Consider the following 21550-nt stretch of genomic DNA (forward strand, 5'->3'; position numbering starts at 1 on the left):
CGTGAGGCGGGTCCCGTGGAACGCGGCCGTGGGGCCGGTCTCGGGGAGCACGGTCGTGGGGCCGGTCTCGGGGAGCACGGTCGTGGGGCCGGTCTCGGGGAGCACGGTCGTGGGGCCGGTCCCGTGAAGCGCAGCCGTGAGGACGCTCCCGGGGACCACGCCCGCGAGGCCGCTCCCGGGGACCACGCCCGCGAGGCCGCCCCCGGGGAACACGCCCATGAGGCACGCCTCATGGAACCTGCACGCGAAGACCGTCCGGTGGACCTCGTCACCGCCCTCGCCCGCGCCCGCTCCCCGGAGAATCCCGGCCCCGACACACCCGCCGGTCCCGCCGTCCGCGCCTGGCCGGGACCGCCGAGCCCCATCCCGGAGGCCCGCGCCGGGGAGCTGGACCTGCGGGCCTTGCTCCGCCTCTCCCTGGCGGCCTCGGACGACTCCGGGCGGCTGCGGCCCGCCCCCTCCGCGGGCGCGCTGCACCCGGTGGACGCCCAACTCGTCGTAGGCACCCGCTGCCCGCTGCCGCCCGGGCGGTACGGCTACGACCCACTGCGCCACCCTGTGCACCGCCTCGGCCGGGAACCCGACGGCGCGCTGCCCGGGGCGACCGTCGAACTCTCCGTCACCCCGCAGCGCACGGCCTCCCACTACGGCCACCGCGCCTGGCCGCTGTTGCTGCTGGACACCGGGCATGCCGCCGCGGCGCTGTGGCTCGCGGCTCGCGCGCTGGGCACATATGCGTCCGTGCCTCGGCTGGACGGGCTCGCCGAGGACCCTCTCGCCGCAGTGCACTTCGCCCCACCTCAGAGAGTTGGCCGGGTTTCTCAGCCCGAAGAGCCCTCGGACGTGCCCGCCCCCCGCGAGCTGCTGGCCCGCCGCAGCGCGCCGCCACCGCTCGGAGGCACCCCTTCCCGGGACGTACTGCGCACGCTGCTCACCACCGCCGTCCAGGCAAGCGCCGATGAGCTCGCCTGGTGCGCGGCTGTCGGCGAACCACAGCCCGAACTCGTCGAGTTGGCCCCCGACGGCACACTGCGGCGCCTCGCGGCGGGGGAGGCCCGGCCGACGCTCGCCGTCTGGGCCGCGGGTCAGGCGTGGATCGCGGACGCGGGCGCCGTCCTGCTCGCCTACGGCTGCCCGGCGGACGCCGACGCCGCGCGGATCCGCCGAACGCACCTACGGGCCGGTTTCGCCGTCCACCTGGCCCACCTGACCGCCGTACGAAACGGGCTGGCCGCCCGCCCCGTCGGCTCCTGGCAGCAGGCGGACCTGGGCGCCGCACTCGGCGCCGCACCGGGCCGGGACTGGATCGTCCACGGCCTGGCCCTCGGCACCACCCACCCCGACGAGGAGAAGACCTCGTGATCGTCCACCCCGAGCTGCGCCGCGCCGCACGGCACGCACGGCGCCCCCTGCTCGCGGCCACCCTCCTGCAGGCGGCCGTCACCCTCACCTACCTCGCGCAGTCCGTACTGCTGGCGGTCGCTCTCGCCGACCTGTCCCGCGGTGACACGGACCGGCTCCCGCTGCTCCTCGGCGCGGTGCTCGGCGTCGTCGTCGCACGCGCCGGGCTCGGCAACTGGCAGCGGCGCACCGCCACCCGCGCCGGGGCCAGGGTCAGGGTCGCTCTGCGGGACGAACTCCTCGCCCACCTCGGACGGCTGGGACCCGCGCACCTGACGACCGCACGTGCCGGGGCCGTCCGCACCACCCTCGTCGACGGCGTGGAGGGCGTCGACGCCTACGTCTCCCGCTACCTGCCCCAGCTCCTGATCACCCTCACCGTGCCGCCCCTGCTGCTCGCGGCCCTGGCGGTCATCGAACCGGCCGCCCTCCTCGGCCTCGTCCCCGCCCTGCTGCTCGCCCTGGCCGGGCCGCGCGCCTGGGACCGGCTGCTGGCCGAGCGCGGCAAGGAGCACTGGGACACGTACGAGGGGCTGGGCGCCGACTACCTCGAAGCCCTGCAGGGCATGCCCGCGCTGCGGGCCGCAGGCGCCGTCGGGCGTACCCGGGAGCGGCTGGAGAAGCGTTCGGCGGCGCTGCACCGTGCGACCGTCGCCAAGCTGCGCGTGTCCCTCGTCGACACCGGCATCACCGACCTGGCCATCCAGGGCGGCACCGCGGCCGCCGCGCTCCTCGCCTGCTGGTCGGCCGTGACCGGATCCACCGCGGCGACCGGCACGTACCTGGTGCTGCTCCTGGCCTCCGAGTGCTTCCGGCCCGTCCGCGACCTGTCCCGCGAATGGCACGCCGGGTACCTGGGCGTGTCGGCCGCGGACGGGCTCGCGGCACTGCGCACCGCCGAACCCGCCGTCCCCGACACGGGAACGGCACCAGCGCACTGGCCGAGCCCGCCAGAACTCCGCGTCCAGGACGTCGAGTTCACCTACGACGGTGCCGAGACGCCCGCCCTCCGCGACGTCACCTTCACCGCCGAGGCGGGACGTACGACCGCGATCGTCGGCCCTTCCGGCGCCGGCAAGTCCACACTCCTCGCCCTGCTCCTGCGCCACCACGACCCGCAAGGGGGCCGGATCACCCTCGACGGCCGCGACGTGACCGCGTACGCACTCGACTCGCTTCGGCAGGGCATCGCCGTCGTCTCCCAGGAGACGTACCTCTTCCACGCCACCATCGCCGACAACCTGCGCCTGGCCCGGCCGGACGCCACGGACGACGAGCTGAGGCGCGCGGCCCGCACCGCCGGGATCCACGACGAGATCACCGCCCTCCCCGACGGCTACGCCACCGTCCTCGGCGAACGGGGCGCCACCCTGTCCGGCGGCCAGCGGCAGCGGCTCGCCCTCGCGCGCGCCCTGCTCGCCGACGCTCCGGTACTCGTCCTCGACGAGGCCACCAGCGCGGTCGACGAACGCCGCGAGGCGGACATCGTCCGTGAACTGCTGGACGCCGCGGGCGGCCGGACCGTCCTGGTGGTCGCCCACCGGCTCGCCGCCGTCCGGCACGCCGACCGCATCGTCGTTCTCGACGGCGGACGCGTGGACGCCGTCGGCGAGCACACCACCCTCGTCGAAGCCGGGGGCGTCTACGCCGAGCTCGTCAAGGCGGGCCACGCTCACCAGGGAGGGCTCGCCGCATGAGCAGCAGCACTACTACGGACCTGCCCGCGCGCGGCTCACTGCGCGCCCTGCTCCCCGCCCTCGCCGGGCACCGGATCATGATGGCCCGCACCTGTGCCGCGGCACTCGTCGAACAGGGCTCGCTCGTCACGTTGCTGACGCTGGCCGCGCACACCGTCGGCACCGCCGTCATCGAGGACCGCGCCCCCTCGGCCGGTACGGTCGCCGCGCTCATCGTCCTGGTCCTCGTACGGGCCCTGATGACCTGGCGCGAGATGGACCTCAGTCACGACCTGGCCTACCGGGTGCTGGCCGAACTGCGCGTGCGCGTCTTCGACGGGCTCGCCCGCAGCGCGCCCGCCCGCGTCGCAGGCCGGCGCAGCGGGGACCTCGCCGCCACCGCCATGGCCGACGTCGAGGCACTGGAGTTCTTCTACGCCCATACCACCGCCCAACTCCTGGCATCCGGCGTGGTGTTCACCGGCGGTGCCGCCGTGCTGGCCACGGTGGAGCCGTGGCTGCTGGTGGCGGTGCTGCCGGTCGCCGCGCTGCTCGCCGTGGCGCCCTTCGCCGACGCACGCGGACGCGCGGCGCGCGGGGCCCGCACCCGGGCGGCCTCGGCGAAGCTGTCGGCCGACACCGTGGAGACCGTCGACGGGCTGCGTGAGCTGCTCGCCTTCGGCGGGCTCGCCGAGCGACGCGGCCGTCTCGCCGAACAGGGCCGGCGGGTAGGGGAGGCCCAGCGTGCCGAGGCCACCTGGGAGGCCATGGCCGCCGCGGTCCGTGACCTCCTCATCGTGCTCGCGGTCCTCGGCGTGGTGGCCGCCGCGGCGCAGTCCGTGACCTCCGGGCGGCTGCACGGCGCCTGGGCCCCGGCGGCGATGGCGCTGGCCCTGTCGGTGCTGGGCCCGGTCGCCGAGTCGGCGAGGGCACTGAGCCAGGCGGTGGGGCTGCGCGCTGCCGCCGCCCGGGTCGACGCGGCCCTGAAGGCACCCGCTCTCGCCCCGCAGCCCGCCTCACCCCGCCCGCTGCCCTCCGGTCCGCTGGGCGTCCGGCTGCAGCAGGTGAGTTTCGATTACGGCGGTCACCCCGTGCTGAACGGAGTCGAACTGTCGGTCCGCGCGGGGCAGACCCTCGCACTGGTCGGCGTCTCGGGGGCGGGCAAGTCGACGTGCGCACACCTGTTGGCCCGCTTCTGGGACCCGTCCTCGGGCACAGTGCACCTCATACCCAGCGACGACGATCCCGTGGACGTACGTGACGTGAGCGATGCCGAACTCCGACGTGCCGTCGCCGTGGTGGGCCAGGACACCCCCCTCTTCCACGGCACCCTCGCCGACAACCTGCGGCTCGCCGCACCCGAGGCGGACGACGACCTCCTCGCCGAAACGGCCAGGTTGTGCGGGGTCGACCGGATCGCCCCCATGGACACGCTCGTCGGCGAGCGCGGCTCCACCCTCTCCGGCGGCCAGCGCGCCCGGATCGCACTCGCCCGCGCCCTGCTGGCCGAACCGAGAGTCCTCGTCCTCGACGAGACCACCGCCCACTTGGACAACGCCAGTGACGCCGAACTCGCCACCGCGCTCGGCCAGGAAGGCCGCACCACGATCGTCATCGCCCACCGCCCCGCCACCATCCGCCGCGCCGACCGCATCGCCGTCCTCGAAGCCGGCCGCATCGCGGAGGAAGGCACCTGGGAGGAACTCACCACGCGCCCCGACAGCGCGCTGGGCCGCGTCCTCGCCGTCACTCCACCCAACTAGCGACAAATCTCCGACTCAGGTCACTGGGCCTCTGCCAGCCACGCCAGCATGCGGCCCTGCGACCAGCATCGACCGATGGCCTCGGCACGCAGCGCCGACTGGCCGAACACCACCAGGCCGATGATGCTGTGGCCAGAGGCGCGGCGATCACCCAGTGTCGGTATCGTCGGCGCGACTCCGACCCCCTCCACTGCGACAGCGCCCACGTCAACCGGATCGAGGTCGACGCCCACCCGGGCGACGACCTCGGGAATCGCCCGCGTTGGGATGGACCGGTCTCCCACGGTCGAAGACGACATCTGGACGGGAGATGACGGGTCGCCCAGCGATGGTCCGTTGCCGTACGTGATGCCCACGCGATCGACATTGAGATTGAGCCCGGCCGAACAGCCCACGTCGATCAGCCTCACCGCATGCGCGCCCACCCGGGCGCGCCGCCTCGGCAATGGCCGGATACAGCACGGCGCAGCGTCCGGTCTCGTTGGCCCGGGTCGGCAAGCGCCGGGGCGCGTCCGGCGAGGGCGAGGTCGTCCAGCGCGGCGAGGATCACGGTGGGGTGCCGCTTGCGCGCCGGAGCCGCCTCGATGGCGCGCAGCGCCTCGTCGGACTCACTCAGGGAGACGGCGACACGCGCGTACAGTGGCGATGTCTCGGCGGCATCGACCTCACCAAAGCGTCGGTACACCTGAGCGAGTGTGCGGGCCCTACCCACGGGTCCAGCGCTCCCTGCGGCCGATCTCGACATCCCGCGGAGTCTAGGCGGACCACGGATCGTCAGGAACCACTTCATGGTCACAGACCAGTCCCACGGATGCCACCGCACCCTTCCTGACCCGTTGCACCGCGGGTCAGACGGGGTGCGGCGGCATTCGCTTGTCAAGTGTCCCGGAAGGGACCACGCGACCTGGTGACCTGCCACGCGGGGTTGCTGCGCCTCGCTTACCTGAGAAGATGGCCTTTCGGCTGTCTCACGCCCATGCCCGTTGATTCAGCCGGCAGTCCCAGCAATGTCCCAGGCGGGGATCTCGCCTCTGACGGCCGATCTCTGTGCCGTGCAAGGTGGGGGCGCGGGTGTTTCGAGGAGTGCGGAGGAGTATTTTCGGGGAGAATCAGCCGGGGACCGCCGTACGCATTCCCCCGTCACATAAAGGCGGGGACAGTGTGTCAGCGCCGCCTTGAGGGATTCCGACAACCTCGACGGTCACCCCTCGTGCTGCCAGGGCCTTCGCGGTCTGGGCGATGGTGATCTGGGAGAACCCGAAGACGGAATCCGGGGTCAGGCTCCCGCGCTTCTTGAGTAGCATCGCAAGGACGATCCGCTTGGGCGTGTAGTCATTCGGAAGCAGGCGAGCGCCGCCACTCAGCCTGGCCACCTTCGCGGTGAAGTCCGCGCGGACCTGGGCGGACTCCTGGAGCAGTTCGACCGCCACCCTGGCCTGGCTGAACAGGTGACTCAGCGGACCGGATCCGCCTGCGCGCTTGACGAGGATCAGGGTGCCGTCGGGCATGAGCAGATCGCAGATCTCGACCTGGTCCCTGGGCCGGAGAGGGTTGGCGACGTTCTTGGTGTCGAGGCAGAGCCAGTTGGGCCGGTCGTCAGCCACCCTGTTGTTGTAGGTGTTCTCCGACTCGCCGTCCGCCCAGGGGGGAAGGGAGACGGAGGGCGAAGGTGAGAACAGCGCCCGCACGGCGGCCTGGCACTCTTCGACATAGGTGGCCCCGACCTCGTACCACTCACCGTCCATCAGGAAGAACCGTCTGGAGCCGAGCGAGACGCCGGTCTCCAACCACGTCAGCGCGTTGGTGACGGCGAGCGTGTCGGCGGCCCTCGCCCGGCGGTCCCGGGCAAGCGTCACGGTTCCCTCGCGCAGCGCGTTGAGGCGTTGCCCAGGCTGTGCGAGGCGGGCCCGAGTGAGTACGTATCCGAGGTCGAAGTCGTCGGAGCGCAGGGCACCGTGGCTATTAATCTGCGTTATGTATGTGGTGGCCTCCACATATGCCATGTGATGTTCGGAGGGGACACAGGCGGAGATGCTTCCGTCGGCGGGCCGGCCGAGACAGTCGTCCAGGGCCTCGTCGAGGGCGTCGAGGGTCGTCGGAGCGCTGACCGGGACGATGTGGTCGACGAACTCCAGCTCCTGGTGCGGCATGTCCTCGCGGCAGATTCTGGTGATGGTCCGCAGGTCGGAGAGCAGGGCCTCGGGCTCGACTCCGAGGGCGATCCTCAGTCCGCACCCGCCCTGGGCACTCACGGCCTTTCCGTGCGTGTAGCGCGACCGGGTGAGCGGCAGGTCGTCGAGGTATCCGCCCAGGCTGCGCACGATGCGCGAGTGGTCACGTATGCCCAGCAGTGGGACCGGGGCGCCGCCCGGGACCAACGAGATGTCGGTGCGTGCCCGCCCGAGAGACCTTGAGACAGCTCCGCGGATCAGGCTCGGGTCCATCTGCCGGATGGCGAACGAGAGACCGAAGCGCTTGTCCTTGAGATGGTCGGGGATCAGTCGGTACCCCTGGTCACAGCCGATGGCGTACACGGTGTCGTCGACGGCGAGCAGAAGCACGGCAGCGGTGCGCCGGACACTCTCGCTGACCGTGATGCCGGTGGTGCGCGACATGGGTTCGCACCACGGGGCCTCAGTGCGCTCCATCCCGCAGGTGATGTACACGGCCGGGACTCCGAGCGCCTCCGGTAAATGCGGATCGGCGCCGAGCCTGTCCAGAAGTTCGAGGTCAAGGGTGTACAGCATGGCTTCCGTGGTGGGAGCGACGCCGGACAGCCGGTAAACGGTGCGTACTGCGGTGTTCGATGCCAAGGGGTGCCTCCGGGGAGAGCTGTGGCTGGGACACGCTCTGCGGCGTGTTGGTTCAGGGGCGAACCAAGTACACGGGTGAGAGTGGCACCGATGTGTGTACGTTGTCAACGGACTGCACTCTGGAAAGGGAGGTGGCGTCCCGTGTACGCTGGGGCTATGACGGACAATGCCGCTTCATCGGTCGGCCCACTGGTCACCGGCGCCGAGATCGCCCGGCTGGCCGGAGTCACTCGGGCCGCTGTCTCCAACTGGCGTCGGCGCTACGACGACTTCCCCGCGCCGGCGGGAGGTGCCGCGAACAGTCCGCTCTACGCGCTCGCCGAAGTCCAGGAATGGCTGGATGCGCAACGCAAAGGCCAGGAGGTGTCACCAGAGGTCGAGTTGTGGCAGGCCATGAGGGCCGCCTACGGGGAGCAGATGGTCGCGGGCCTGGCACAGGTTGCCGCGGTGCTGGCCGACCGGACCGGACCGGAGCTGCCGGACGACGTTGCCGCCCGGGTACGGGAGCTCGCCCGAACCGGATCGCCCGTCGACCTCGTGAACGGACTGACCGAACGGTTCATGGACTCCGCTCGGCGCGCCGGGTCCGACCAGGTAACTCCCGAGCGTGTGGTGCGTGCCGTGTGCCACTTTGCTCCCGAGCTGCCGTCCGATGCCACGGTCTTCGATCCAGCCTGTGGAATCGGGGTGCTGCTCCTGTCCGTCGCTTCCGAACCCGGGATTGTCTGCCGCGGCCAGGAGCTGGATACCGACAGCGCCCGCTTCGCACAGCTCCGCGCCGACCTTCTGGGCCGATCGGGCGTGCGCATCGTGGCTGGAGATTCCCTGCGCTCGGATGAATGGCAGGACCTCAAGGCGGATTTGGTCGTCTGCGACCCTCCGGCCGGCGTGACCGAGTGGGGGCGGGAGGAACTGCTGCTCGACTCCCGCTGGGACCTCGGCACCCCCTCCAAGGCCGAAGGTGAGCTCGCGTGGCTCCAGCACGCCTACGCCCACACCGTGCCCGGCGGCCAGGTCCTCATGGTCATGCCGGCTTCGGTCGCCTACCGCAAGGCAGGTCGCCGCATCCGAGCGGAACTCGTACGCCGGGGCATCGTGCGCCAAGTGATCGCCCTGCCACCTGGTACGGCGACCTCGCACGCCCTGCCTGTTCATCTGTGGTGTCTGCAGCGCCCCGAGGGCCCGGGAGGGGCGGACACGCAGCACACCGTGCGCATGGTCGACCTGACGGACAACAGCCCCGACGGGGACCTGGAACCACGCCCCGACCAGGCTGCCGACGTACCGCTGATCGAACTCCTCGACGACACCGTGGACCTGACACCCGGGAGCCATCTCCGTTCCCGGCACCGCGACTACCCCGGTGAGTACGCCGCCCTGCGTAAGGAACTGGAGGATCAGATCCGTCGACTCGCCGCCCTCCTGCCGGAGCTGGCGACGGGCGGCGGGCCGGGCTCGCTGGATGGTGCCACCACCAGCGTCGCGGATCTCGCCCGCGCCGGGCTCGTGGCGTACGACGGTCCGGAGCCGGTCTCGGCCAGCGAGCAGCTCGACACGGACTATCTGCAGGGGTTCCTGCGCAGCTCCGCCAACGCCCGCAGGGCCACGAGCGCGAGCGGGACCTACCGCTTTGACGGCAGGGGTTCACGCATCCCTCGTATGGGCATCGACGAGCAGCGTCGGTACGGCTCTGCCTTCCGGGCCCTGTCCGCGTTCGAGGAGGGAATGCGCAAGGTCGACGAGCTGAGCCGGCAGCTCGCCGAGGTCGCCCGTGACGGTCTCGCGACGGGCGCCCTGACGCCGGAGGAATGAGGACCGAGCCGGGCGGCTGATCAGGCGACGGGCGGAAGGAAGGGGCTCGCGGTCCCGCTCCACGTGACACTCAGGGTTTCGCGAGCGCGCGTGCAGGCGACGAAGAGCAGACAGCGCTCCCGGAGCAGGTCGGCATCGTGCTGGAGCGGGTCCGCCTCACGCGGGGTGATCTCACGGGCGAACGGGACGGTGCCCTCGGCGACACCGAGCACGGACACCGCCCGGAACTCCAGCCCCTTCATTGCGTGCATCGTCGCCAGCCGCACTCCTTCGGATCCCTGCGCGACCTGCCCTTTCACCCGTAGCACCGGGATACTGGCGGCCTTCAGTTTCTCCTCGGCCGTGTCCAGGGCGAGGTTGAAGCGTGCGCACACACCGATCTCGTGCGGCGCGAGGCCCTCGGCGAGCAGGACTCGGATCCGCTCCACCAGCGCGTCGGTCTCCTCCTGCCGGGTGGCGTATCCCCGCACCCGGGGGCGGCTGCCGTGGAGCAGGGAGTGGTAGCCGGCCAGCGAGTCCGTCCCCTCGCCCTCGAGTGCGTCGATGGTGACAGGTGCGAGGAGGCGGGCCGACCAGGCGAGGATCTCCTCCGTGGAGCGGTAGTTGACGCGCAACCGGAAGCTGCGGCCGACCGTGGCGATGCCCAACGAGCCCAGCGACACCCGGGAGTCGTAGATCCGCTGATGCGGGTCGCCGGTGACGAACAGGTCGTCGGGGCTGGGGGAGACGGCCGCGCGCAGCACCCGCCACTGCGCGGGATGCAGGTCCTGTGCCTCGTCGACGACGACATGCGCGTACGGAGCCGGCGCGTCGGCCAGGAGCTCCGCCGCGCGGCCGCAGATGCGCAGGTGTGTGGTCTCGCCGCGTTCGCGCAGCATCTGTTCGAACCGCTCCACGCCGCTCCACACCTCCCGCCGACGCGCGGGACCGAGACCGGTGCCGCGGCCGCGGCGGCTCGCGCCGAGGTAGGCGTCGAGATCGCGGAGGTTCTGGCCGAGAACGACGTGCCGGTACTCCTGGGCCAGGAACTGGGCGGTGAACGGCAGATCGAGCTGCCTGACCACCTTCTCCCACAACTGCCGCTGTTCCCGGTCCCCGATCGGTTTGGGCACGGCCGCCGAGTGTGCGCGCACGACGCCGTTCGCACAGGCGTCGATCGTCGTCACATCGACCCGCGCCAGCAGCTTCTCGTCCTCGTCGAGGAGCAGGCCGAGCATCTCGCGCAGTCCGGCGGCGAGCGCGTTCGTGTACGTGGTGAGCAGGATGCGACCGTCCTCGGAGCGGCCGAGCAGGTGCTTGACCCGGTGCAGGGCAGCCACGGTTTTGCCTGTGCCGGGTCCCCCGGTGACCTGGACGGGACCGCCGTACGAGGTGCGGTAGGCGACGCGCCGCTGGGAGGGGTGGAGGAAGACGCGCCAGGCAGCGAACGGCTTCGCCAGCATCTCCTCCAACTCCCGCGGCCCGGTGACCAGTCGGATGCGGGCGGACGTGTTGGTGATCACCGTGGCCAGGTCCTCGACCGGTTCGGCGGGCGCGTCGGCCGGGCGACGTACCGCCACGACATCCCGGTAGACCTCTTCCGGGCTGAAGCCCTCGGCGAGGTACTGGAGCACCTCCAGCTGATCCTCCGGCAGCAGGGTGGAGAAAGCCTCCAGTTGAGCCTTGTCCACCAGTGAACGCGCGGCGCGCAGTACTTGGTCGTCGATGCCCAGTTCGCGCAGTGTGCCGTCGGAGACGTCCGCGAACAGCAGCCGGGGAGCCGTGCGTGCGGCCGTCTCGTACAGGGGTGTCAGCTCGTCCAGAGCGACGGCGTTGCGCACTTCCAGGGCCCGTGTCGCGGAGTTCGCGCTGTACAGACGCTTCGCCGCCCAGGTATAGGCATCGTCGTGCGGCAGGACGTTGACCAGGAGGAACATGTCGCTGCCGTCGTCGGGGGCGAGCACGACCCCGCGCCAGAAGTCGGTGATGCGAATGGTGCGCATCCGCGGGTCACGGGCGTTCTGGACGGACTCCAGGTGCAGCCCCTTGTCCGCGTTGAGTTCGGCGGCGCTCATGGCCTGGAATTTCGCCATGGCCTTGCGCACCCCGGCCCGGACCGGCTTCTCCAAGGTGTCGTAACCGTCCCAGAAGCTCTGGGCGAAGGCGAGCCGGGGCATCAGGTCCCTTCCTTTCTCCCGGACGCCAGTTGTCCGGCGATCTCTCGGAAAGATATGAGGAGTTGTTCTGGTTCGCGAGAGAGATCGAGGCTGTGCTGGAAAATCCGCACTCCCTGTCCGTCCGGCCCCGCCGCCGTTCCTCGCACCTCGTGGAAGCGCTCGGGCTGTCGTCCGGCCGCGTACACCAGGTGCGCCTCGCGCAGACCGAGCACGGTGGCGTATGCGAGCGCCTGGTACAGGTCGGCGTTGTGCAGTCCGTCGGCCTTCTCGACCTTGTACTTGGCATCGACGACCGCGAGCGGGGTACGGCCGTCACCGGTGCGGACGACCAGGTCGGGACGCATGCCCACGAGACCCGCGATGTCGAGGTGATTGGGGTCCTGGAGGCGCGCGGTCAGGCCGTGCTCCCTGAGCGCCTCGCGCAGGGCGACGGTCACGAAGTCCTCGAACAGCTTGTTCATGTCGAGCAGGAAGCCGTCCATGGCGAGCGGCTCGGCGCCGGCCGGCCGGTGCTCCGGCGAGGTTCCTCGCAGGACGGCTTCGGCGAGCCGCAGCGCGGGCTGGTAGCGGGAGTTGAGGCGTGACGGCTGCCAACGCGGCAGTTCCTGCCCCCGTATCAGCGGCGCCGCGTCGGCCAGACGTACGCGCTGATGAGCGAGGCGCCGCCGGACGGGACCGGGAACGTCCGGCAGCCGCAGCAGCCGCTCGGCGGCGGCGCGCAGGATGCGGTTCTCGGCGGTGTCGGCGGTGTACGCGTCGTAGGCGATCTCCACCGGCGGCGTACGGCCGAAGTGCCGCCGGATCTGCTCGGCCTCACGCAGTCTGCCGCGCACGACCAGCGCGGACTCCTCCACTTCCCCGTAGCCCTGGAGGACTCCCCGCCGCAGTGCCCCGTCGATCTGCCGCTCCACGGCGTGGGCGAGTGCGGGGACGACGTCGTCGTACGCGCCGGTGTCGATGGTGCCTTCGCGGCTGTCGCGCCAGGCGCGGGCCGGGTCGAGGCTGAACCCGAGGAGGAAGAACAGCCGGCTCACCGAGGTCTTGGGCATGATCCGTACGATCGGACCTCCAGGCATGCGCACGGCGCCGACCCGGCTGCCCGCCCGCAGCAGCCAGTGCCCGTTCCGGCGGGGATCGGGGGTCGCGCTCTGCAGGATGCCGGAGGTGGCCAGAGCCTGTCCGGCTCCGGCACCCAGGGGGACGGAGACGGCGGGCCCGTACTCGCGCAGCGACACCTCGGCCACGGCCACGGTCGCGGACACGGTCACGGGTGCTGCTCGCGCAGCGAGTCGAGGCCGTAGCGTGCGGTGACGTCGAGGCCCTCGCCGTAGTGGTGTTCCTCCAGCAGCGGCAGGATCTTCGTGCGCCAGGTCCGTTCGAGGCCGCCGTCGCGGTAGACGCCCGGCTTCATCAGGTACGACGGCCCGATGGCGAAGTCGGCGTCGTCGATACGGGCGTTGAGGGCGTCGAGAAGGCGGGCGGGCTCCACGTCCCTGCCCTCTCGCTTCAGCCAGCGCGCGAGCAGGCCGGCGGTCGGTTCGGTGCGCGGGGACAGCTCCGCGAACGCGAAGCGGCGCCGCATCGCCGCGTCCACGAGAGCGATCGACCGGTCGGCGGTGTTCATCGTGCCGATCACGAAGAGGTTGGGCGGCAGCGCGAAGTCGTCCCCGGAGTAGGTGAGACGGACCGACCGCGTCCGGTACTCCAGAAGGAAGTACAGCTCGCCGAAGACCTTCGCCAGATTGGCACGGTTGATCTCGTCGATGATCAGGAAGTGCGGGATGTGCCGGTTACCCTCTCGGGAAGCGAGATCGGCGAGCTCCCGGAGCGGGCCCGCCGTCAGCCGGAAGGCCACGTCCCGGGTCTCGGGGTCCTCCACGGGCCGGAACCCCTCGAAGAAGTCCTCGTAGGCGTACGAGGGATGGAACTGCACGATCTTGACCTGCTCCGGACCGCCACCGAAGTACTCGGCGAGCTTCATCGCCAGGTAGGTCTTACCGGTGCCCGGTGGGCCGTAGAGCACCAGCTGCCGCTCATCAATGAGGAGTTCGCGCATCTCCTCCAACCAGGCGCGATCGTGGACGAGGAGGTCGGTGGCGAGTTCCTCGGTGATGTGCGGCAGCGACAGCTCGCGTTGCGCCGGTCGTTCCACGGCCGGGTGCTCGCCGGTGTCGCCGGTTGCCGCCGGGGTCGTGGGGTCCGTCTGCCCCGTGAGCCCGTCGAGCGCGTCCAGCACACCGGTCAGATCGACGACGTCGTGTTGGACGGACAGCTTCTGTTGGATCTCCTCCGGCAGCTCCTCGTACGCATGGCTCTGCGGCATCCAGGCGACGGTCCTTCGCAGATTGGACAACCCGCCCGGCGACGAGGTCTGTACGGCATCCCCGGTGATCCGCCCGATGTGCAGCCATCCGTCGCCGATGGTGGCGACGGTGTCGCCGATGCGCATCTGCGTCAGGAAAGCGTGAAGTTCGTCGACGAGGCCCCGCTTCTGGTTGTACGAGGCCGCCCCCTCGTACCCCTCCTCCACGAAGCGGCGCAGCGCGCTCTTGGTCGGGTCGGTCTCCTCCAGGGGAGGCAGATGTGCGGCCGCCAGAGAGACGAAACCCTCCGTCAGCCACAGCTGCCGCACCAGGTTGTGCCCGGAGACATTGGATCCGCGCACCAGCCACGCCTTGCGCGGGGCACGCCAGCCGGTGGACAGATAGTCGGCGAGCGGGTGGCCCTCCGCGGTGCGCCAGGACTCGGGGCCGGAGGCGTCGTAGCCGTACACGAGCGCGGCGGCGGCCGAGGAGGAGTTGCACTCGATGTCCTGAATCGCCACCCAACGGCGCTCCGCCTGCGGCAAGCTGGGATCGGCGGCCGCGTCGACGAGGCCGCCGCTAGCGCGCAGCTCCGCGCGGTTGCGGCGGGCATGGTCGCCGAGCCCGGGCCAGGCCTCGGCGGCCACCAGGGAACCCTGCCGCAGCAGGAACTTGTGGGTGCCGTTGCCGCCGAACTCGGCGAGCAGATGTCCGCGCGCCTCACCGCCCTTGGGCAGCTTGATACGGAACTCGGGTGTGCCGGGGAGGAGTTCGGGTTGGGACACGGGTGACCTTCCGGGAGTCGCGAGGCCTGCGCCAACGTCCTCACCCTACCTGTTGACGTCGTCAAGTGACCCTACAACGGTGTAAACAAATCGGAGGAATGTGTTGACGATGTAAACGTGTCGGCTCTAGAGTGCTGGTTGTGCCCGGCCGACCCTTTGCCGGAAGTCCGGGTGCTCGAACGCTCAAGTGGGGGGGGCACTATGGGTGGGGAGCCGACGGCCGAGGCCAGACGGCGCACGATCGAGGCGGAGTTGCCGTCGGTCATTGAGAGGCTGAGACGTTCCGCGTCTCGTTCGGGCTTCGTGAGTCATCGGGCCTTCGTCGTGGAGGCGGACCGGCTCGGGCTCACAAGCGACGAGCAACAGCGAAGGCTGCGCGATGGGCTGGCCGCTGTCGGTCTTCACGTGAAGCCGTTGCGCCGGAAACCGGATCGGACCTCCGCCGCGGCACTTGTCGCTGTGCCGGACACGCAAGCCGCCGGGCCCGTGCCGCCGCCGGGACCGCGGTGGAAGACCGTCCCTGATCCAGCGGCCGTCCCCAGCGAAGCGGCCCGACGCCTGGCCCAGGCCCGGCGGATGCTGTCGCGCTACACCGACACCGACGGCACTGTCAGCAAGCTCGCCCACGACGGTGTCGTACGGCTCCACGGGCTGAGCCCCGCTGAGGGGCGCGAGTTGACCGCCGACTTTCCGATCACCCGTCCCCGCCCGCTCGGTATGTCCGTTCAGGCAGCGGCGGGCGGCCAGATTCGCCCGGCGGCTCCTTCCACGGGTCCGGCGCGAAGCGCTGTGCCCACGAAGGTGCCGACCGGCAAGAAGCGCGTTCGATCCGCCGCTTCCGTCATGGACGAGAGGCTGGCCGAGGCCGTCCGTGCGGCCCGGGCCGTGCTGGAGGAGGACCGGTGGCGCCGGGACCTGGCCAAGGTGGTGCTCAAGGCGGACGAGGAGGTCGGCCTCGCGGTTCTCCTGCGCGGCGGTACGGACAGTCTCAGCCGCGATGTTCCGGCGGAGGAGATCGCGGAGTTGCCCCGCGACGGTGAGCGGTGGCGTGCCTACGAGTGCCTTGTCCGGCACAACCAGCGGCTCGTGTGGAAGATCGCGCTGGGATACCAGGGGCGGGGACTGGACGTCGATGACCTCGTCCAGCACGGAACCATCGGCCTGATGCGCGCCGTCCGCAAATTCGACGTCGACAAGGGCTACAAGCTGTCGACCTACGCGACTTGGTGGATCAGGCAGGCCATCACCCGGGCGGTCGCCGACGAGGGCACTCTGATCCGGATACCCGTGCACATGCACGAAAAGGTGAGCAAGGTCGCCGTGGCCGAGCGCAAGCTTCTGGGCGAAGGCCGTCCCAGGACCATCGACAACGTGGCCTACGCCAGCGGCTTGACCTTCGCCGAAGTGGAAGAGGTGCGCAGAATCAGCCGGCCCACCGACTCCCTGGACCGGATCATCGGCGACGATACCGCCCTCGGTGACCTGATCATCGGGCCGAGCCGACTGCCCGGCCCCGCCGCCGTGGTGGTCCGCAAGGAGTTCCTGGCACGCCTGCGGCACGTCCTGGAGCACCTCACCGAGCGTGAACGGCATGTCGTCATCCGGCGCACGGGACTCGACGGTGACGAGCCGGACACGCTGGAGGACATTGCGGCTGTCTTCGGCGTCACCCGCGAGCGCATCCGCCAGATCGAGTCGAAGGTCAAGTGGAAGTTCCGCGGCCAGCTGGACCGCCATGGGCTGATGCCGCGGCCTCGCTGAAGCCGACGGACGCACGACCCTCTCAACTCCCCTCATTCGAAGGAACCCGCACATGGACCCGCGCCAGGAGCTGGTCGACTACCTCACCCGTCAGCTCGTCGGCCCCGTCGGCGGTGACGACGAGGTGCTCGACGCGCCGCCGGACCGGCAGTACCTGATGGGCACGCTCTACCCGCAACAGGCCGACCGCCGGCGTCGGCTCGACCTCGCCGCCGACGACCCCGAGGCACCCGGCGCCGAGCAGGACGCCCCCGACGTGGACCCGGCCGCCGACCCCGTGCCCGAGACCAACAGCTGGCTGCCCGCGTCCCTCGGCATCAGCTTCTACACCGATGCCGTGGACGTCGAGGTGAGTTGTGCCGCCGCCCGCTACGAGACGCAGCGGAACGAACCCGGGCGCGGCCGGCGCTGGAAGCGCGTCCCCCTCACGCCCGAGACACACACCATCGGCCCCGACCGGGAGGAGGTGACCGTCTTCGACCGCCGCGCGAAGATCCAGCTGACCCGCCGCTCCTACGGCGCGGGCACGCTCATCACCGTGGCCCTGGTCAACGAGAAACGCCACGACGGTGCCGACGACAAGGCGCCGGACTGGGACGACATGCTGTTCCAGTGCCGGCTCAGCGTCCGCCCCGCCGATGGCGCCGTGCTGCCGTATCCCAGCGTCCGGCTCGCCAGTCGCGATCCCGAGGAACGCGAACTGCGCCTTCAGTACCGGCACGTCGTCACCCACGCCGTCGGACATGGCTGCGCCGTCCGCGAGGACCGTGGCGAGGACCGCGGTGTCGAACTCCTCACCTGCGAAGCCCTGCCACGCGCCGAGGTACCCGCCGTCCGGGCCGGCGGCCCGCTCGACGCCCCCGCGCTCACGATCTCCCACCTCGCCGACCCGACCGTCGACAGGGACCAACTCCGCGAGGAACTCGCTGAGTTCGCCGCCTCGTACCACGCCTGGTACGTGGGCCAGCGATCCGTCGAGGTGCCGCCCTGGGGCCGCGAAGCCGCGGAGCGGATCCTCGACCGCGTCCGCCAGGCGGTCACCCGCATCGAGGCCGGCGTGCGCACCCTGTGCGACCCCGACCGCCCCGAACTCCTCGACGCCTTTCGCATCGCCCAGCGCGCCATGCTGCTCCAGATGCGGCACTCCGCCCCCGACCAGGCCGGTCAGCGGCGCCACCGCGCGGACCCCGTAGCCCTCGACCCGCCCGTCGACCCCGAGGCCACCTGGCGCCCGTTCCAGCTCGCCTTCTTCCTCCTCGCCCTCGACGGCGTCGCCGACCCCGGACACCGCGACCGCGAGACCACCGACCTGATCTGGTTCCCCACCGGTGGTGGCAAGACCGAGGCGTATCTGCTCCTGGCCGCCTTCACCATCGCCCTGCGCCGGATCCGCGGCGAAGGCGGCGGGACCACCGTGCTCAGCCGCTACACCCTCAGTCTGCTCACCACCCAGCAGTTCCAGCGCGCCGCCACCACGATCTGCGCCCTGGAACACCTCCGCCGCACCGAACCCGGACTCGGCCTCGGTAGTGAACCCATCACCATCGGCCTGTGGGTCGGCGACACCACCACCCCGAACAAGTTCGACGCGGCCAAAGTCGCCTTCGACGAGCAGGGCGCGGCGAGCCACCCCGAGGACGTCTTCATTCTCGACCGCTGCCCGTGGTGCGGCACCCGCATCCTGCCGCCCACCTGGTCGAGCGTCCGCTCCGACTACGGAGTCCGCGCCGAGGCGGACGAGTTCGCCTTCCACTGCACCCGTGACGAGTGCGCCTTCCACGACCTCCTGCCCGTCGCCGTCGTCGACCAGCACCTCTACGAGGATCCGCCCACCTTCGTCCTCGGCACCGTCGACAAGTTCGCCCGGCTCGCCTGGGAGCCCGACTCCGGCAACCTCTTCGGCGCGGGCACCGGCCACCGGCCCCCGTCCCTGATCATCCAGGACGAGCTGCACCTGCTCACCGGACCGCTCGGCACCACAGTCGGCCTCTACGAGGCGGCCATCCTGGAGCTGTGCACCGGCCCGGACGGCCGCCCACCCAAGATCGTCGCCGCTACGGCCACCATCCGGCGCTCCGCCGAACAGGTCCGAGCCCTGCACCACCAGGACGTCCAGCTCTTCCCGCCGTCCGGACTCGACGCCCGCGACAGCTTCTTCGCCGTCCCCGACACCGGCAGCCCCGGCCGTCTCTACCTCGGCGTCATGGCGCAGGGCCACACCGCGGGCCGCGGCGCCGTCGCCACCACGGCGGCCATGCTCCAGGGCGTCCACCAGCTCCCCGAGGAACACCGCGACGACTACTGGACCCTCGTCGCCTACCACCACAGCCTGCGCGAACTCGGCCGTACCGTCACCGCGGCCGGCGACGACATCCCCGCCCAGCTCCGCGGCCTCGACGAGGGTGCGGGCACGCGCGAGCTGGTCGGTGAGCAGGTGCAGCAACTCGACAGCAGCGTGAAGCGCGCCGATCAGCCCATCCTCCTCGACCGCCTCGAAAAGCCCTGGACGGACCCCCGGTCGGTGTCGTTCCTGCCGTGCACCAACATGCTCTCCGTCGGCGTCGACGTGAAGCGGCTCGCGTACATGCTCATGCAGGGCCAGCCCAAGACCACCGCCGAGTACATCCAGGCCACCAGCCGCGTCGGCCGCCACCACGTGCCCGGACTCGTCGTCACCTACTTCAACGCCACGCGCCCGCGCGACCGGTCCCACTACGAGACCTTCATGGACTACCACCGGGCGCTCTACCGCTACGTCGAACCCGCCAGCGTCACCCCCTGGTCCCTGCCCGCGCGCCGACGTGCCCTGCACGCCGCGCTCGTCATCCTGGTCCGCCACCGGCTCGGCCTGGCCGCCGAGAGCCGGGCCGGACGGATCACCGACCACAAGGACGAGGCAGGGCGGATCGCCGACGCCCTCGCCGAGCGCGCCGCGACCACTGAGCACGGTGCCACAGAAGCCGACGCCGACGCCGTACGCGCTGACGTACGAGCGGAACTCGGCTACCTCCTGGATGACTGGTACCGGCAGGCCGACACTGCCGCCGCCGAGGGCAAGGACCTCTACTACCGCAGTCAGGGCAAGGGCCAGCACAACCTGCTCAAGGGCTTCGAGCAGCGTTGCGGCCTGTGGGAGACCCTCAACTCGATGCGCAGCGTGGACCGCGAGTGCCAGATCACCGTGACGGGAGCAGGAAAGTGAAGCGCAAACTCCGGGTCCGCCAGGCGCAGACCGTGCTGCCGTTCGGCGTGGGCGCGGTACTCGACGTCCAGGGCGAGTCCTTCGTCGCCGCCGGTATCGAGAGGTGGCCGGACCTCAAGACCCCCGTCCCCTCCGACCGGCTCGCCACCCGCCTCGGCGTCAAGGGCTTCTACGCCGCGCCCCACACCCTCAACGACCGCTACGACAAGGTCGATCGCCCCGGCGTTCCCTATGTACGCTTCCCCGGCTGGCTGTTCTGCGGCTCCTGCCGGGCCATGGTCCGCTTTCTGCGCGAGCACGAGAAGCCGGGCGAGCCGCCCGTCTGCACGTCCTGCGCCGCAGCACCCCGCCTCACCCCGATGCGGTTCGTCCGCATCTGCCCGGACGGACACCTCGACGACGTCGACTGGTGGTACTGGGCCCACTCCAAGCTCGCGCCCGAACTGCGCGAGTCCTGCTCGGAGTCGAAGCACGCCTGGAAGGCACGCCGGCTCAGCTTCCGCGTCGCCGACCGCGCCTCCGGACTCGAAGCGCTCTCGGTGCGCTGCGAAGCGATCAGGGAGGGCGGCAAGCCCTGCGGTGCCGAACGCGACCTGCTCGACGTCCTCGGCCCCCAGGGCGGACACTGCTCCGGCCGCAACCCCTGGCAGCACTGGGATACGAGGACTTCCTGCCGCCAGCAGGTGCACATCGTGCAGCGCACCGCAGGCAACGTCTACTACCCGGTCGTCTACTCGGCGCTCGACATCCCCCAGACCGCCGAAGCCCCGCGTGCGGAGCGGAGCATGGCGGAGGCCGTCCTGGATCACGGCTACTGGACGAACCTGATCGACGCGCTCGGCACGCCCAGGGCCGACATCTTCCGCGACATGATCAAGGAGGACACCGACGCCCCGGACAGCCTCATCGACCAGCTCGTCGCGGAGGCCACGGGCGCCCCCGCGCCGGCGCCCGACCGGCAGGAGTCCGGAAGGTCCGGAAAGATCGACCTGAGCCGCGACGAGTGGTACGCCTTCGACGCCGCCCGACTCCCGGAAGCCACGAAGGAGTTCGCGGTCCGCCGCAGCGGACTCGGCCTCGACGGCGAGAAGGAGGAGCCCTGGGCCACCCTCGACGCGCATATCGGCGGTGTCGTCCTGGCCGACCGCCTCCGCGAGGTGCGGGCGCCGACCGGCTTCCGCCGCCACTCCCCGGGCGGCACCCTCGTACCCGCCGACACCAGCGGCCGCCTGCGCTGGCTCCCCGCGACCGAGGTGTACGGCGAGGGCATCGTCCTCACCCTGGACGAACAGCGCCTTGCCGCCTGGGAGAACGACCCCCGCGTACGGGCCCACGTCCACGGTGTCCGTACGGACCTCGACGCGTCGTTCCGCGACGAACAGCTCGCCGAGACGACCGGCAGCGAACTCTCGCCCCGCTTCCTGCTCCTGCACACCGTCGCCCACCTCCTCATCCGCCAGCTCTCCTTCGACTCCGGCTACACCACCGCCAGCCTGCGCGAGCGCGTCTACGGCCGCCCCGAGTACGGCCAGCACGGACTGCTCATCTACACGGCCGCCGGTGACGCGGAAGGCACCCTCGGTGGCCTGGTCCGGCAGGGCGAGGCACCGCACTTCGCCGAGACGCTCATCCGGATGCTGGAAGCCGCCGCCTGGTGCTCCGCCGACCCGCTGTGCGCCGAGCACACCGGCCAGGGCTTCGGCAACCTCAACCGAGCTGCCTGCCACGCCTGCACCCTGCTGCCCGAGACCAGCTGCCAGACCGGCAACACCCTGCTCGACCGCGCCCTGGTCGTCGGCTCCGCCCGCGTGCCCGGCTACTTCACCGACGTCCTCACCTCGAGCCGCGAGTCCGCCGCCGCCATCGCCCAGGGATGAC

The 21550-nt window shown here is 71.1% G+C and carries 13 protein-coding genes; 7 read left to right on the plus strand and 6 right to left on the minus strand.

All coding sequences use genetic code 11. The annotated features are described in order from the left end of the window. Positions 1-123: 123 nt before the first annotated feature. Genes SSP24_RS06575 through SSP24_RS06585 form a run of 3 tightly spaced genes read left to right on the plus strand, consistent with a single transcriptional unit; the run spans position 124 to position 4840 of the window. Entirely contained in the window at positions 124-1362 is a 1239-nt protein-coding gene (locus SSP24_RS06575) for a nitroreductase family protein (RefSeq protein ID WP_229864889.1), read from the plus strand. Further along, positions 1359-3098, plus strand: coding sequence for an ABC transporter ATP-binding protein/permease (locus tag SSP24_RS06580; protein WP_141307840.1), 1740 nt, complete (start codon positions 1359-1361; stop codon positions 3096-3098). The genes SSP24_RS06575 and SSP24_RS06580 overlap by 4 nt, the downstream gene beginning before the upstream one ends. Beyond that, positions 3095-4840: an ABC transporter ATP-binding protein gene (locus SSP24_RS06585; protein ID WP_141307841.1), complete on the plus strand. Its 1746-nt coding sequence runs from the start codon at positions 3095-3097 to the stop codon at positions 4838-4840. The genes SSP24_RS06580 and SSP24_RS06585 overlap by 4 nt, the downstream gene beginning before the upstream one ends. 20 nt (positions 4841-4860) lie before the next feature. Here the strand turns inward: SSP24_RS06585 and SSP24_RS42750 are convergent, their stop codons facing one another. From SSP24_RS42750 to SSP24_RS06595, 3 genes are all read right to left on the minus strand, one after another. Further along, positions 4861-5250: a DUF2332 family protein gene (locus SSP24_RS42750; RefSeq protein WP_218037067.1), complete on the minus strand. Its 390-nt coding sequence runs from the start codon at positions 5248-5250 to the stop codon at positions 4861-4863. Then, on the minus strand, positions 5247-5525 hold the full coding sequence (locus tag SSP24_RS06590) for a DUF2332 family protein (protein WP_167529524.1): 279 nt from the start codon (positions 5523-5525) through the stop codon (positions 5247-5249). Before SSP24_RS06590 ends, SSP24_RS42750 begins: the two co-directional genes overlap by 4 nt. Positions 5526-5949: 424 nt before the next feature. Next, entirely contained in the window at positions 5950-7653 is a 1704-nt protein-coding gene (locus tag SSP24_RS06595) for a TIGR04141 family sporadically distributed protein (protein ID WP_141307842.1), read from the minus strand. Between the two features lie 156 nt (positions 7654-7809). On the opposite strand from SSP24_RS06595, the gene SSP24_RS06600 reads away from it, so the two are divergent. Beyond that, positions 7810-9465 carry an N-6 DNA methylase gene (locus tag SSP24_RS06600; protein ID WP_167529528.1) on the plus strand — a complete coding sequence of 552 codons (1656 nt, stop codon included), beginning with the start codon at positions 7810-7812 and terminating at the stop codon, positions 9463-9465. Positions 9466-9485: 20 nt separating this feature from the next. Here the strand turns inward: SSP24_RS06600 and SSP24_RS06605 are convergent, their stop codons facing one another. The 3 genes from SSP24_RS06605 to SSP24_RS06615 are packed head-to-tail and all read right to left on the minus strand — an operon-like array spanning position 9486 to position 14709. Beyond that, entirely contained in the window at positions 9486-11621 is a 2136-nt protein-coding gene (locus SSP24_RS06605) for a UvrD-helicase domain-containing protein (protein ID WP_141307844.1), read from the minus strand. Further along, positions 11621-12889, minus strand: coding sequence for an McrC family protein (locus SSP24_RS06610; protein ID WP_373306662.1), 1269 nt, complete (start codon positions 12887-12889; stop codon positions 11621-11623). The genes SSP24_RS06605 and SSP24_RS06610 overlap by 1 nt, the downstream gene beginning before the upstream one ends. After that, positions 12886-14709, minus strand: coding sequence for a DUF4357 domain-containing protein (locus SSP24_RS06615; protein WP_141307845.1), 1824 nt, complete (start codon positions 14707-14709; stop codon positions 12886-12888). Before SSP24_RS06615 ends, SSP24_RS06610 begins: the two co-directional genes overlap by 4 nt. 843 nt (positions 14710-15552) lie before the next feature. On the opposite strand from SSP24_RS06615, the gene SSP24_RS43915 reads away from it, so the two are divergent. From SSP24_RS43915 to drmB, 3 genes are read left to right on the plus strand one after another with little or no spacing between them, the layout of a single operon-like run. Continuing rightward, positions 15553-16470: a sigma-70 family RNA polymerase sigma factor gene (locus SSP24_RS43915; protein WP_229864887.1), complete on the plus strand. Its 918-nt coding sequence runs from the start codon at positions 15553-15555 to the stop codon at positions 16468-16470. Positions 16471-16522: 52 nt separating this feature from the next. Then, positions 16523-19672 carry a helicase-related protein gene (locus SSP24_RS06625; protein ID WP_141307847.1) on the plus strand — a complete coding sequence of 1050 codons (3150 nt, stop codon included), beginning with the start codon at positions 16523-16525 and terminating at the stop codon, positions 19670-19672. Further along, positions 19669-21549 (plus strand): MrfA Zn-binding domain-containing protein, encoded by a 1881-nt coding sequence (drmB, locus tag SSP24_RS06630; protein ID WP_141307848.1) that lies wholly within the window; start codon positions 19669-19671, stop codon positions 21547-21549. The genes SSP24_RS06625 and drmB overlap by 4 nt, the downstream gene beginning before the upstream one ends. Position 21550: the final 1 nt, after the last annotated feature.

This window comes from Streptomyces spinoverrucosus, from assembly GCF_006539505.1.
Classification (GTDB): Bacteria; Actinomycetota; Actinomycetes; order Streptomycetales; family Streptomycetaceae; genus Streptomyces; species Streptomyces spinoverrucosus.